Source organism: Demequina aurantiaca, assembly GCF_050598105.1.
GTDB lineage: Bacteria > Actinomycetota > Actinomycetes > Actinomycetales > Demequinaceae > Demequina > Demequina aurantiaca_A.
In genome coordinates this window covers 1,147,541-1,161,179 of record NZ_CP192436.1, presented here as the reverse complement: position 1 = coordinate 1,161,179, position 13,639 = coordinate 1,147,541, and the positions used below count along the sequence as shown (strand labels likewise).

The 13,639-nt window shown below is 59.8% G+C and carries 9 protein-coding genes; 4 read left to right on the top strand and 5 right to left on the bottom strand.

The genetic code is table 11. The features are described 5' to 3' along the window. Positions 1-356 precede the first annotated feature (356 nt). Both ACQU6B_RS05210 and ACQU6B_RS05205 read left to right on the top strand, forming a co-directional pair. A complete protein-coding gene (locus ACQU6B_RS05210; protein ID WP_430868985.1) occupies positions 357-575 on the top strand; it encodes a hypothetical protein in 219 nt (72 codons plus the stop codon). Between the two features lie 15 nt (positions 576-590). Beyond that, positions 591-1,136 carry a tyrosine-type recombinase/integrase gene (locus ACQU6B_RS05205; protein ID WP_430869213.1) on the top strand — a complete coding sequence of 182 codons (546 nt, stop codon included), beginning with the start codon at positions 591-593 and terminating at the stop codon, positions 1,134-1,136. Between the two features lie 587 nt (positions 1,137-1,723). On the opposite strand, the gene ACQU6B_RS05200 is transcribed toward ACQU6B_RS05205, so the two are convergent. The 3 genes from ACQU6B_RS05200 to ACQU6B_RS05190 form a co-directional block, all read right to left on the bottom strand. Continuing rightward, positions 1,724-1,969 carry a hypothetical protein gene (locus ACQU6B_RS05200; protein ID WP_430868984.1) on the bottom strand — a complete coding sequence of 82 codons (246 nt, stop codon included), beginning with the start codon at positions 1,967-1,969 and terminating at the stop codon, positions 1,724-1,726. 120 nt (positions 1,970-2,089) lie between these two features. After that, positions 2,090-2,914 carry a hypothetical protein gene (locus ACQU6B_RS05195; RefSeq protein ID WP_430868983.1) on the bottom strand — a complete coding sequence of 275 codons (825 nt, stop codon included), beginning with the start codon at positions 2,912-2,914 and terminating at the stop codon, positions 2,090-2,092. Between the two features lie 9 nt (positions 2,915-2,923). Then, positions 2,924-9,541: a DNRLRE domain-containing protein gene (locus ACQU6B_RS05190; RefSeq protein ID WP_430868982.1), complete on the bottom strand. Its 6,618-nt coding sequence runs from the start codon at positions 9,539-9,541 to the stop codon at positions 2,924-2,926. Positions 9,542-10,518: 977 nt separating this feature from the next. Between ACQU6B_RS05190 and ACQU6B_RS05185 the strand changes: the two genes are divergently transcribed. Beyond that, positions 10,519-10,929: a hypothetical protein gene (locus tag ACQU6B_RS05185; protein WP_430868981.1), complete on the top strand. Its 411-nt coding sequence runs from the start codon at positions 10,519-10,521 to the stop codon at positions 10,927-10,929. Positions 10,930-10,939: 10 nt separating this feature from the next. Further along, positions 10,940-12,109 (top strand): hypothetical protein, encoded by a 1,170-nt coding sequence (locus ACQU6B_RS05180; RefSeq protein WP_430868980.1) that lies wholly within the window; start codon positions 10,940-10,942, stop codon positions 12,107-12,109. Here ACQU6B_RS05180 and ACQU6B_RS05175 read toward each other — a convergent pair. Continuing rightward, entirely contained in the window at positions 12,076-12,909 is an 834-nt protein-coding gene (locus ACQU6B_RS05175) for a hypothetical protein (protein ID WP_430868979.1), read from the bottom strand. The two genes, ACQU6B_RS05180 and ACQU6B_RS05175, sit on opposite strands and share 34 nt — an antisense overlap. A gap of 8 nt (positions 12,910-12,917) precedes the next feature. Further along, positions 12,918-13,619: a hypothetical protein gene (locus ACQU6B_RS05170; RefSeq protein ID WP_430868978.1), complete on the bottom strand. Its 702-nt coding sequence runs from the start codon at positions 13,617-13,619 to the stop codon at positions 12,918-12,920. Positions 13,620-13,639: the final 20 nt, after the last annotated feature.

Genomic DNA, 13,639 nt, shown 5'->3' with positions numbered 1-13,639 from the left:
TACACAAAAAACCCGACAGACCCCGACAACGGCAAGTGGCGGGCGCGCTAACGTGACGCCGCGGGCAGCGAGCATGCACAGCATTTCGCGCACAAGGTCGAGGCGACGCGGTGGGTCGATTCGGTGAATGCTTCAGTAGCTACTGTCCAAAACGTCGACCTAGGCGCCAACAAGGTGATGTCCCGTGATTACGCACAGAGCACGCGGCGCCCGGACCAGTACCACCGCCACGGCACTCAGGATCAAGTGCATCGCCACTTCAACCACCACGTATACCCAGCCGCAGGCGACCTGCCCTCGGCATCCAATCATGGGCGAGCATCGTTCCTAGCGACTTAAAGGCACTGGTCAAGAGCTTGCGCGAGACGCTATCCCCCGCCACCGTCTCCGTGATGTTCCGCGATGCCTCCGCGATTTTCAAGGCGGCCGTCATGGATTGGCGCATCGTGGCGTCGCCCGGTGCCGTCATCAGCGTGCCCAGTCCCCGCCCGCGCAAGGTGGAGCCAGTGGCGACGGAAAGCATCGAGACCATCGTCGGCGCCGTGTCTCCTCGCTACTGGGCACTGGTGATCTAAACAGCGGTCACCGGAATACGTCAGGGGGAAGTCTTTGGCCCTTTCAAAGATCGCGTCGACTTCCTGCGCCAGCGGACCGTGGTCGATAGGCAGCTCACGACGGTCACGGCCGGCGCTCCGAACTTTGGGCCCACCCACGACTGCCGGGAGCGTGCGCACGTTCCCCCCCTACTCCACGTTGTCGCGGACGCTCTACTCGAGCACCTCGCGCGTTACGAGTACGGGCGCGACGGGTTGATCTTCACAAATGACTATGGCGACCCTCTGCGCAGATCTGGCTTCAACACCACCTGGCGGCGCGCGCTTACGAAGGCAGATACTGAGCCGGCCGTTCTCCACTCGTTGCGCCACTACTACATGAGCCTGCAGATCCGGCACAGCGCGAGCGTCACGGTGGTTCAAGAACGCCTAGGCCACGCCAGCGCGAGCGCGACTCTGGGCACCTATTCTCACCTATGGCCGGATTCCGAGGATCGCACCCGCGAAGCTATTGACGCCGCGCTCGGCGAATCAGCGACGAGAGTTCTTGCGGACTCATTGCGGACTTTGAGTACGATGTAATACAGTTATTCCAGGTAGATACGGTAAAAACGGATGAGTTGGCCGATACGCCGGGTTTTACCTGAGCAGCGACATCAAGCGCTATCGAACGCCAGGCGGGACCTAAACTACCTGGTAAATAAACTTCGGCGCGTCATCCAAAGTCAGTGCGCGCTAGTAGCGTTGCGAAGTTTCTGCGAAGTTCTTGCTTGCCCCGCCGACTGACCCCCGGGTCCAACCTCAAGATCACGAAGCCTCATGCATACCGACAAGACCGTTAACGGCCACACCGCCACGTAGGCGACTTTGGGCGCTCCGCGCTCGCCTTTAAACACCGGACGCCGCGAGACAAGGAAACCCGCCGCAGTCCCTCGCGCACGGCGCCGTAGACCTGCGCGTCCGTGACCGTGCGGATAGCGACGTTGCCTTGGCGTTGAGCCCGATAGATGCGCGCGGCAATCTGGCATCCCTGCTCACGCAGAACCCGAAATATCGACTCGACCGCGTGACTTTTGGCTCTCATCGCATCAATGAAACACATCATCATCGGTTGCGGGGGTCGAGCTCCCCACAAAGAGACTTGGTGCCACCCGTGGGGTCGCGACGTCCTAACGCGGACGCGTGTTTTCAGTTTTGGGACGCTTAATCTCGGCATGCTCGACCGATGTCACACCGTCACGCGTGCCGTCATCAATATCGGCTTGCAGCACACACCTACGCACCGACTCGTAGCCGACACCGACCTGACGGGCAACGGCCGCCCACGCGGCCGTCAACGACGGAGAATTCGACCGGTGCTCACGCACCAACCAAACAGCACGCTCCCGGAGCGCTGGATCAATCTTCTTAGGCATGACATGCATGCTCTCAACTCAAAAGGATGCGGCATCAAACCTGGGGCGCTTTAAGGTGACGCTAGGGACGGATGCGACGCTCATGACGATGATCCGAGGCATGGCTTCATACATGTGGCCTTAGAGCACCGTGGGTTCCCAGTAGTTGGGAGACCGCACCGGGTCATTTGGCGAAGGATCGAAGAGGTTGTCGAGAACGCCAATCTGGCTCGCTTGCGGAACCCCAGGCAGGACGGTTGCGATGCGATCGACCAGATAGCGGACCCTGTTCACCGTCGCATCGAAATCGTCGACTAGCAGCTCGCTCTCCAGCCACAAAAAACTTCCAATGAGCTTGTCACCACGCCGGCGCAAAACCACAGCTTCCACCTTGTTGAAGGGCTTCTTGTCGTCCTCATATGTGTGATACATCCCGCCCATGACATTCACCTTGGCGATCCCTGCAGCTCGGAAGGCGGCTCTGTAGTCCTTATTCTGAGCGAGCGCCTCAAAAGCGGCATCGTGAGCCCGCCGTATCACCGTGGGGACCTGGTCCAATGATTCAACCATGCGGAGCGTCCAGGAATCGTCGTAATCGGGGTCGGGTTCCATCCCTGGCTCAGGCAGGGCCTCGTCCGTCAGTTGCGCGTACGCCTCATAAAGACCCTCGACGAAGTGGAAACCCTCCTCGCCCAGCACAGCGCCGAGCGCATCGGGAGACGTGAGCGCACGCTCGAAGGTGGATCGACCAGCGAGCACAAGCTCGACTGCCTCCGCAAAAACACCATCACTCATACAGGCGTCGTGCGCAGATACATATTCTTCGGCCCGGGCACACAACCACGTCCAGAACTCGAGAACGGCCTCGTCACCCAGAGCCACAAGCGACTCAATGACGGTGGACGAATCTGCCAGCGACGCGTTTTGCGAGTCGCCGAAAAATTCCCAGTATGAATCAGATTCCATTGTTTCTCCCTACCGGCAACTGACCGATTGCCCAGGTGGACATTTTTTGTACTTGATCCAGTAAGCAGTAATATACGACGCTTCCCATAGTCGCGCATTATAAAAGCCTTTAATATATCCAGAAATAAATAAGTACGTGCACGCAGATTTGAAGTACCTATAGCATGCGGAAATTTGGCTAGCGGGCCTGCTATTGCCCTCAACGCTAGTTATACCGTATTTCCAGATTGCCCCATTTGAGACTCGATGTATCTGGTAGACACGGTAGTCGTGAATTGCCCGATAAGTTCGCGAACCCAGCTGCGGCCATGGAATCCGTTTTGCTGCCTCGTAGATCTTTCTCGCGAGCCACACTACTGCCACGACAGCGGCAACGATAACAAGCGCACGCACAACCAATGCGAGCACTGCGGCACCCCCCAGCAATGGTATAGCAATCACGGCGGTGCCGGATAAGTCATAGTTATTTACTGGATCTTGAGGATATGCATATGGGGTGCTATTCCCGCCCTTAATGGGATCTATCGAGGTGAAGAGTCCGGTCATAGGGTTATAGAGGCGCACTCCCATCAATATAATTCCCGAGCCATCACTGGCTCGCTCACTAGCACCGAGCCAGCCATAGCTGATCACTCCGGTTTCGGCGTCGAGCGAGGTTGTTTGGGTGCGCCCGTACTCATCGAATTCAGAGAATGCACCGATCGATGCGGTGTCGCCGTCGGCGTCCAAAGTCACGGATACCGCAACATCCCCATGCATGTTTGACAAATGCAAGGCGGCAGTGCCGTCAGTGACAGTGAGCCCGAGGTCGCCAACAATGGAACTGCCGTACCAACTGGTAGATACGGCGCCTGCAGCGTTCGTCGAGAGCGCCCATGCGGGGCTATCGGACAGGTCTGAGTAGTGGCTCACCTCGCTCGACGTTCCAGTCTCGGACGTAGTTGTCGCACTGGTGCGTCGTTTCATAGGGTCGAGCTCGAATTCAGTAGAGACGTCCGACTGGCCTATCGAACGTGCGAGATCGTTGTCGAAATACGCCACCTCGATATCGCCCTGTTCGGGGCCAAGCGGGGTATCCGTCGCAGGGATCACTGTTTGTCGGCCAAATGCATCATATTCGTACTGGCCAGCATTATTAGCGCCTGTCTGTACTCGATCTGCCGTGTCGTAAGACCAAGCCTCAGTGGTTCCGGTTGATGGATCGACACACGCCCCTTCTGCGTCAGATACGGAGGACGAGCGAGACAGTCTGTTGCCGCGCACGTCAAATGTGTATGCCCGACTGATACAAGCCGAGTCGCTCGATGGCGACTCGTTGTCGCCCACACTACTTACGACAGCGGTGCGGTCGGTGACCCCGGTTAAGCGTCCCGCGCGGTCGTACTCGTAACCACGGTCGTAAGTGGCCGCTTCGGACGGTTCTGCTCCGGCGCTCGGTGTGGCCTCCGCGACTACGCGCCCAAATAGATCAGTTTGTTGGCTCCATGCGACAAGCGGCAAAGTGTCACCGTTTGTGTCTGTTGCTGAGTAACTGAGCCCCAATAGATGTCCCGCAAGGGAGTAAGCGCGCGTCTGTGTCAGGTCCCCAGGGAGTGTCTGAAGCTCAAGTTTTCCCGCCGCGTCGTACGCCGCCTTGTAGTCATATGCCGCTGTACCGTCGCTACTTTGCACCCTCATGCCGGTCGCGAGACCGCGATGTTCGGCGGCGCCACGGGCATCAGCACCGTCGTAGGTGTACGACGTCACATAGAGTCCATCATCAACGGAGGCCACCTGACCTCTTGAGTCGTAGCTGGTGGTTGAGGTGGCTCCGTCAGTATCGACGTACGAAATGGGCCTTGACCAGGAGTCGAGGAACGTCTCTACTTTCGGCCCATTGGCAGACCCCGAAGCCGTACCCGTGTGCAAACCAGTTGAGGAGTCGTACCGGAGCCACACGTCTTCGATTGGCACAGAGCCGTCAACTCCGCTTACAGATGTGGACACTGATTCGACATTCCCATCTACAAGAAAAGTCATTGACGTTTCTCTCACGGCCGAGCCAACTGATTCAATCACGGTTTCCGCTTCGAGATCGCGGGTGTATGAACTTATGTAGGTGCTAGGGACGGTCCGCGTTGCCTCTCCGCTGCCCGACACGCAAAGTTCGCCAGCCCACTCGGGCTTCTTGCCACAGCGCGAATCGTCGCTATTCGGCGTGGCCGAGTAGTAAACGGCGAGTTCAGTTTTTGCGTCGGTACCAGAGGAACCCGGCTCGCGACGTTCAACAACTCTGCCCAGCGCGTCATACCGCACACGTGTGACTATGTCCTGCGCGCCGTCGTCCATCGTGGTGGTCATTGTTGTCGGCGCGCCAATCCTCCAACCGGACGTCTCCTCAGTAGCACTTGCGCCATCAATCGGATCGTAGCCGGTTAAGAACTCCGCTAAGAGTGGTTCGCCGGAGTCAACGACGACCCCCGTATCCCACGTGCCCGAATGCGCCTCAGCGCGAGTTTGAGTGATTGAGGTCATTAACGCGAACCTCTGCCCGCTAACGGGATTTACTGCTGAATTAGGTGCCCCCTCGTCATACTCGTAGTGGGTGTGGAGGCGTGCAGGAACGCCATTCTCATCCTCCATCGATGGAGCCCACACATCGGCAATGACACTGCCCGCGGGCAACAACACGGTCCCTTGAGGGATCGTCCCACCATCCCAAGTGAGATCGGTTGGCGAGACAATTTCGTCGTTGTATCGGGTGACCGTACCAACAGCATTGACTTCATCCTGTGCCACAGGTTCTCCGTCATTAAGTGATGACTGTTCCATCAAGTGAGCAGTTGCGGATTCGTCGAGCGCGCGGACCACACGCCCGCCGTCGTCATACTCAGTCGCAGTGAACTGCCAAGATCCAGCGCCGTGTTGCGCGGAGTTGATGGTGTAGCCGAGGCCATCGGTGTACATCAGCTCGGCATCTCGCCACTCCGCCGCATCGACGGAGTCAACGCTAGAGCCGCCCGGGTCCTCGCCCTGCGAGAACACCGCAAATCCGTGCGACGGTACGCGAGATTGGCCCCACGCCGCGGCTGCCGGACGCACCTCTGGACTTCCGCTCGGCGGGGCGGCAGGGTCGATGCCGTAGACAAGTCGTGTGGTCGGAACGTAAGTGTCGCTTCCGTCGGTGTTAAGGCGAGAGACAAGGGACACTGAAGCCGACGTGCCATAGTCGATCTTCCACGGGGCCAGTCCTGCAGGTGTCACAGACGTCAGTGTGGGTGCACCAGACCCAGTCACGGCTCCATAACCGTAAGAAGTGGAACGGCCGCTTCGCGGATCAGTGACCTTCGTGAGGCGACCACTGGAGTCGTACGAATACTTAGCGACGACGACTTCCGTCATCTGCTCCAAAGCCGGGTCCCATGCGGTCGACTCAATCTCGGAGACACGTCCCACATACGCATTAGAGGCAGCGCTCGTCGCCGAATAGTATGAGATGTTCAGCGCGCGACAACCAGCGACAAGGGTCGTGCACGTTACACCGTCGGGAACGGGTCCGAGGATACGCGTCACTTTGCCCAGGGTGTAAGTGAACGTGGTGGACTCGCCGCCTGGTTCTGTCACCCGCTCTTGCTGCCAAAGGCCACTTCCCCGGTGGGCCCATACGGTGCTCACCCCCGCATCGTCCACGACTGTTAGAAGTGAGCTGGTTCCGGAACCCGATAGCGTCAAACTCCACCCAGAGCTTTCCGTGTCGGTGTCGAGTGGCACATATGTGCCCGTCTTCTGCGCGGTCGCTGTGCCGCCGGGCTGGCCATACAACAGATAAGTGCCGTCAACATCCTCAAGCGCGATCATGCCATTCACGCCGGTAGTGTCGATCACCGTCAGCCCTGCAGCGCCCACGTCGCTGCCCTCAAACGACGGAGCCCATCCAGACCCAAAGGGGGAAGTCTCGGTGCCGCCGGCGAATGAGTTGTACGAACGCGACACGGACAGCGTGCCCGTATAGCCGGGCACCGACACGTCGGTCGCGGTGGTGTTGAACTCGCCGGTCCACAAAGCGACTTGTCCCGGGCCGGCGTCGGCCACTGGGAAGGCATCTCCAAACGCGTGCGGCAAGCGCACGACCGAGGTGTGACTGTCGACATCGTCAGTCCAACTGCATCGCGTGTCGGCGGTGTAGACGTAGGTGAAGCACACCTGCACATCCATGCGGTAGGGCAAACGTTCGTAGGCGTCGGGAACGGACGATGCTGCCGACCACGTGTAGTTGACATCAGTCGCGCCGCCATCTGCCACCTTGGATAGTTCAGCGACCTCGGTCCAGCCGCTGGCTGATCCCGTCGTCTCCCCATAACCCGTGCCGTTGGCCTGGCCCGACGGGCGCCAATAGACGACGCGTTCCACGTCGCCGCTTACCCCCGGGGGCGCGCTGGCCTTCACAACCGCCTTGTCGGTCGTTGTGAAACCAGCCGCAGGGGCGGTGATGCCGACCGCCCCGATCCCGTACTTGAACGTGACCCACGCACCGGAGTTGTTGGCGCGGTCGATCGCACGCGCTTCAAGTTTGTGGCCCCCATTCGTGCGCGGCAGTGCGGTAACCGTGGCTGAGCCCGAAGTGGCAGTAACTGTTTTCACGGTGCCGCCATCGACCTTGTACTCAAACTTGACGGCGTCAGTGGCACTCAAAGCCGCACTCACACTTGATGGTGCAGTGTCTTTCCATTGGCCATTGCTGAACTGGCTGGAGGTGATAGCCGTAGCGCCCGGTGCAGCGGTGTCCACCGTGACAGTCCATGACGGCTTCGAAGAAGCTTTGGAGTCAAGCGCACTGTCGTTAGCCCACACTTCTACCTTGTAGTCACCCTGTGCCAACGCAGATGGCGTGTACGACGACGTGGAGCCCGACGCCACTGCTGAACCAGAAGCCTTCGTGACAATCGTCGACGTTCCCTTAGTCACGGTGAAACGCCCCTTCACACTGCCTCCATCGGCGTCGCTCACCGTGGCAGAAAATGTGGGGGTCGTGTCATTGGTGTAATACACCGCGCCCGATACCGGGGTTACTGCGTTGACCTTCACGCTCGAGGGCGTAGACGGGTAACGGTTGTAACTAATCGACAGCACCGGCTTGTTAGAGCTCGAGTTACCCGAATAGAACCGCTTCCAATAGAAGTTGTCCGTCTCGCTGCTCGCCTTGAGACCCACACCTACCGTCGACGCAGTGCCGTTGGCCCACGCCTGCGCCATCGACTTGATATCAACACTGGCGTAGCCGTCCGCACACGACGAGGAGTACCCCTTCGTCGTTGTGGGCGAGGCATACTTCGTTGAGAACGACGGCATGTTCGTCCACCGCGTGGACGAACTCGTCGTGGCGGTCGACCACACTTCCCAACCCTTCGCAGTACACGACCACGAGTGATGGTTGTAAATCTTGAAGGCTGCAGCCGTTACCGAAGCGCCCTTAATGGCGGAGATCCCAAAATTCAGGTACGAACGATACTTAGCAGTTCCACCATTGAACGTGCCAACGAAAAGCTCCGACTCGCCAGACTTGTCAAACGTTGCAGCGTTAGTAACGGAAGTATCGAAACTGGGAGAAAGCGTCACCGATGGGTCAATCACCAGCGGGTACTCAACCTCAGGGTCAGTCACTACGGCCACAGGAACAGTCATGCTCAAATCAACAGCATCACCGTCAGTCGAGCCACCCAAGGACACCGGTTCGCCGTCAGGAGCCGCATTGAGATCCTGCTCCACTACTGCGCCATCTGCGTCTGGTGTCGGCGAGGCACTCGGCCCATCTTCAGTGGGCAATGCCGCCAACGTCACTGGGTCCAAACGGCTTAGGTCTTCAACCGCGTCCCACGCCGCCGCATCGGACACCCGGGCAACAACATCACCGCTCTCGTCCGCAAACGTGAAGCCCTTGGCATTTGAGCCGGAGACCTCCGCCCCGTCCATCTCGAAACGCAGCGGCAATTTAGGCAACTTTCCCGACTTCGGTCGCTCATTGACCACAAAATACTGTTCAAACCCAGTCGCATTCACTTCGATGACAAGGTCAACACCCTTTTTGATGTCCACGTATCGCGCAAAATTGTCCTCGAGAATCGGCTCAGGAACCTTACCCTTCCACCACATTTCCAGCGTGTGGCCGGTCAGAGAATCCGTGGCGGCGGCCAACAACACCTTGCCAGAACCCCCACCAGACAGCACCACATCATTAGGGTGAGCTGCCGCACGGAACGACCCATCGGTGAACTCGGTCAGGGTCGCGTCGAAAGACTCCCAACCCTCCTCCGTGGTGGGATCCTCACCCGTCTCAACCCACACCGGCCCAGCGGCAATATCCGCCCGCCACGAACCATCGGGCAACGCGAAAGCCGACGTCGTCTCAGAACGCTGCGAAAGATCCTCCACCTCAACGCCAGACAACTTCGCACGCATCTGAGCAGAGATTGAATCAGGAGACGTCAACGTCTCTACCGAATCCTCAACAACCTCGACCAGGTCAGCAGGAGGCTCCACTGCCGCCTCAGCTGAGGTCGTGATCACCAGCGCGGCAACAACCACAGCTGCGGTCACCACGCCAGGGACACGGAAAAATGGGTTCAACAGAACGGACTGGGGGATCGCCACAACAGCAACCTTTCACGCACGGATAAAGCAAACGGAATCGGAACTGGCCCACGGCCAACCGCCACCCGTCCGCTTTTGGTGTACTCCGTACGCTCGAGGGTTGGCATATTTATAGCAGTAGTACAGGAGCCCGGCAAGCGCTCACGAGTGTTTTCTTGAAAACTGTGGAACCCATGAGCGGTTTCAGCGCGGTTTGTGGCCTCAGCTCCCTACTGCACCGGCACGTCGCCGTCGACGAAAACCGCGACGTCGATAGTGCTGGAGAACGTGCACGCTACCGATTTCGGCGCTCTGTGCCGTTAGTTTGTCATCGCTCCGAGTCGTCAGCGGTAGATGAAATCGCATCGAAAGTGAGGATCTGTGATCTTCGGTAGAAAGTTGCGCAAGACATGCCAAAGTCGCGCGTGACTTGGGCGGGTGGTGTAACTGCTTGTATGAGCTTGAAAGCGATGAACATGTTCCCTGTTAAAAGTGTCAAAACGGATGATTTGGCCGATGCGCAGGGTTTTACCTGAACAGTGACACCCAGCGCCATTGAGCGCTACATGTGATTTAAAAAGCCTGGTAAAGGAACGTTAACCGGAAACCCAGAGCCAGCGAGTGCTAGTAGCGTTGCGAAGTTTTACCGTCCTCGCCTACTCGCCCGTAGCTGAGTATCCTCATCACGAAGCCTCGTGGTTGTCGCTTAGTCATCCAAAGGCCACGCCTCCACGCAGACGGCCTTGGGCGAACCACGCGCTCCTATAGAAACCTCGCCCCGTAGCCCCTGGTTGGCACGCGGCACGCAAACGAAAATGGTCGGCTGGATACCTTGCGTTTGGGCATGGTGCCCGTCGGTCCTTTGCGGGCCGCAAGGCTGTAGGGAGGGCGTTATGCCTGAGGTAGAAGAAGTTGCGCGTTGGTCTCGTTGGTCAGGTCGAGATGTAGGGAACGCGGGCGGTGCGATTGCGTCGGCTTCGGTAGCGGCTTCTGGCGGCATGAGGCTGTTGGGACGCGACCACGAAACAGTCGAGGCTGCCATCGACGGTAGTTCCGCCGTACTGAAGGTCCTTGCGGAGCTCGCTCGTAAGGGTTCGCCTCGCCCAGGAGCGAAGGCTGGCCCGGTTCCCAGTTGGGCAGCTCAGGCATTCTGCGACGGCGGGCGCCGAGCTGTGGCTTCCAAAGGTGCGACGCTTGCGGCACGTGGCATTGAGGTCCATGAGGTGGTGACCCTGGTCGAGGCGGTGTTGACGCGGCAGACATCGGTAGTGGAGGCTGCGGCAAAGCTCGGCATTACGACCAACACAATGACTCGACACAAGGCGATCTACGTTCGTGGCGGGCGACAAGCACTCGAGATCGAGGGCCTCGGCCGCGGCGAACGTATCGATGGGCCTCACCTGGCGTAAGCGGTGTCAGATGGCGGTGGCAGGATCACGCTCAAGCGGGAGGTGCGATATGGGCATAAAGCTTGAGGTCGGGCCGAGTCCGGTCGACGAACGCTGGCCGGGTGTGAGCGTCGTGGTCCCACCACTGCCGTCGCAGGTGGAGTGGCTAAGGCCGAGCGGGGAGACCTTGCTCGCGCTCGAGCGCGCGTCGCGCGCATTGGGCCGTATCGACGGTGCCTACCGTGCGGCGCGGGCGCCTGAAGCTTCCATCTACGCGACGCTTGCTTTGGAGGCTTTGGCGTCGGTCGCCGTCCACGGTGAGGCGGCGTCGTGGTCGAAGCTGCGTTACGCATTGGCGGCGGCACCGGTGGCCGGGTCGCTGCAAACCTCGCATGACCGTACGGCAAGGCATCTACAGAAGGCGATAGGTCTCACGGGTTCAACGGGTCGTGGTGGAGACCCGGCGTGGGTGCACACCTTCGAGGCCGCTCTGACGTGGTGGCCGTCAGCGATGCGTAAGGGGCGGATGCCGGAGAGGTTCGCGTCAGACCTCATTAGCGATCTGTGCTCTTGGGTAAATGACGGGAAGCAACCCGCACTGGTGAAGGCGAGCATCGCGATGATGGTTGCGGCCGCCACTGACCCGGATTGCCCGGATACGGCGATTGTGGCTAGGGAACTTTTTGCTGTCGTGCTGGAGGGGGCGGGCGGTATCGATCGGTGGTGTGCGCCGGCAATTTCAGCGTGGTTTGCGCATGACCGCGGGTCGTGGAGTCTCGTTGCGACGGCGCTTGCCGGCGAAGGCGAACCCGACCCCGTCGCGGTTGACACGGGGCTCCGGGCAGTCTTCGATGCCGTGACGCGAAGTGCGAACAGCGGAGCGTTTGGGGTGGAGTGGGCAAGCAAGGACGCGGTCCGTTTGATCGAGAGCGCTCCAGTGAAACTCACACGCAAGCAACAAGTCTTGGTGGAGGTGCTGGTGGGCACTCCGGCATTGAGTCCGCTTTACGTGCCCGCCTTACTCGGTGTGACTGAGCGGGGTGCGCGTCGCATCATCAAGACGGTGCTTGACTCAGGTCTAGCGGTCGAACGCCTCAACCCTCGAGGCGATCCGTACCTCATGGCTCCTCACGGTATGCGTGCTTGGCTGACTGCTGTGGCTGCGTATCAAGTGCCAGGCATGCCGGACACTGAGGTCTGAGTCCCGACCGCGCAACGCGCAGCCAGGACGATGAAACGCGTGGCATCGCCGCCGTCGAGATCTTCGAGGGATTGCAGGTAGTGCTCTGTGAGCCGCGTGCGCTTGGGGTAGAACCATTCGCCGTCATGAAGGGCACGATCGACGCCGAGGGTCATCAACGGTCGGGGCAGCCCGTGGCTAACAATGATGGCATTCGCCCATGTCCTCGCCACAAGATGATCCACACCGACGTGGATAGCTGTAGCGGCCAGCACGAACGCGCGTTCGATGACGCAGTCGATCGTGTCATCGGGACGGAGATGACCAACTCGCGCGGCAAACGAGCCCCCGGCAGACAATGACAAGGCGAGGGCGAGGCCCTGAGCACTTGCTGCGTGGACAAAACGCGTGCGGCTGGAAACGACCTGCTCCGACACTCCCGAGGGTTCCACGAGTCGGTACGCATTGCGCGGGTCTATGGCGGTAGATGCGAAGGTTAAGACGTCTGCGTCGAGTGCGACATCCGTTTCCACATAACGCTGCGCGGCGGTTCCAGCGAATCCCCGACGTGCGCCAGACGGGTGCCACAGATGTCGCACTGTGGACGGATCCTGGAGCGCCTGTGATCGCAGACCCAGCCCTCCGATGATCTGCCGAACCTTGAACGCGTCGTAGAACACCGGTGCGCAAGTGTTTGGGGGTGCGATGCGTGCCGGGTCGAACCAAGGGGCCAGTCCGGCTTGCCCGGCCCAGGCCAGATCCTGCCCGGCGGCGCACGGACGAACATCGACAGTGAATTGTTCTTCGACGATCACCGACATGGTCGCTCCTAACAGTTGGGAAACAGGCGCAGTGCCAAGCGCACAGAAAGGAGGTCTGGTTCGGGAAACACCGCCGTGGCGGCCTCGGACACGTCCAGCACATCGAGTAGATGTTGCTGAGCTTCAACGTTGTCCAGGTCGACGCGGTACGGCTCAAGCCAGCGCGCCCAGAGTTCGTCCCGTGACGCAATGAGTTTGCCGTCGAGCCAGTACTCGGGTTCTCGGTTGTTGGGGTGGATCACAGCCGCGCCGTCAGGCCGGGTCAACACCCCGTCGCGCACCCAGTTGAGTTCCTTGTTCCAACAGATGGCAGGCCCATCTTCACGGTCCAGGTAGCCGGCGTCATTGGTGTAGGCCCAGTTGTCGTCCCCCAACACCACAGAGGGGCCCGTAGACCGACGGATACGGCCTCGCGACGCCCAGATTTTCCAGCCTTCACCAGCCAGGGCCGGCTCGTCGTGTTCGCGGTGCAGACGGCCGTAGCCGTCGAGCCAACGGCGGTGCGGCCACGTTTGCTTGCGGGATTGGAATGACCAGTACGGAGGGTTGCCACGATCATCATCAAAAGGAGTCGACGGTGACGTGACGCCGGGTGCCAGCATGCAACGTTGACACTTGTTCGCCTCAAACTTGTCGATGTGGAGACCTGCGACAGGACAACCGAAGTACCCGAACTGGCGTGGATCGTCGACGGATTCGAGTATCCGCATGATGGGTGTCGACCCTCCGT

Excerpts from the sequence above, each read along its gene's own strand:
- ACQU6B_RS05200 (WP_430868984.1), bottom strand. The coding sequence starts at position 1,969 with ATGCCTAAGAAGATTGATCCAGCGCTCCGGGAGCGTGCTGTTTGGTTG.
- ACQU6B_RS05195 (WP_430868983.1), bottom strand. The coding sequence starts at position 2,914 with ATGGAATCTGATTCATACTGGGAATTTTTCGGCGACTCGCAAAACGCG.
- ACQU6B_RS05185 (WP_430868981.1), top strand. The coding sequence starts at position 10,519 with ATGAGGCTGTTGGGACGCGACCACGAAACAGTCGAGGCTGCCATCGAC.
- ACQU6B_RS05180 (WP_430868980.1), top strand. The coding sequence starts at position 10,940 with ATGGCGGTGGCAGGATCACGCTCAAGCGGGAGGTGCGATATGGGCATA.
- ACQU6B_RS05175 (WP_430868979.1), bottom strand. The coding sequence starts at position 12,909 with ATGTCGGTGATCGTCGAAGAACAATTCACTGTCGATGTTCGTCCGTGC.
- ACQU6B_RS05170 (WP_430868978.1), bottom strand. The coding sequence starts at position 13,619 with ATGCGGATACTCGAATCCGTCGACGATCCACGCCAGTTCGGGTACTTC.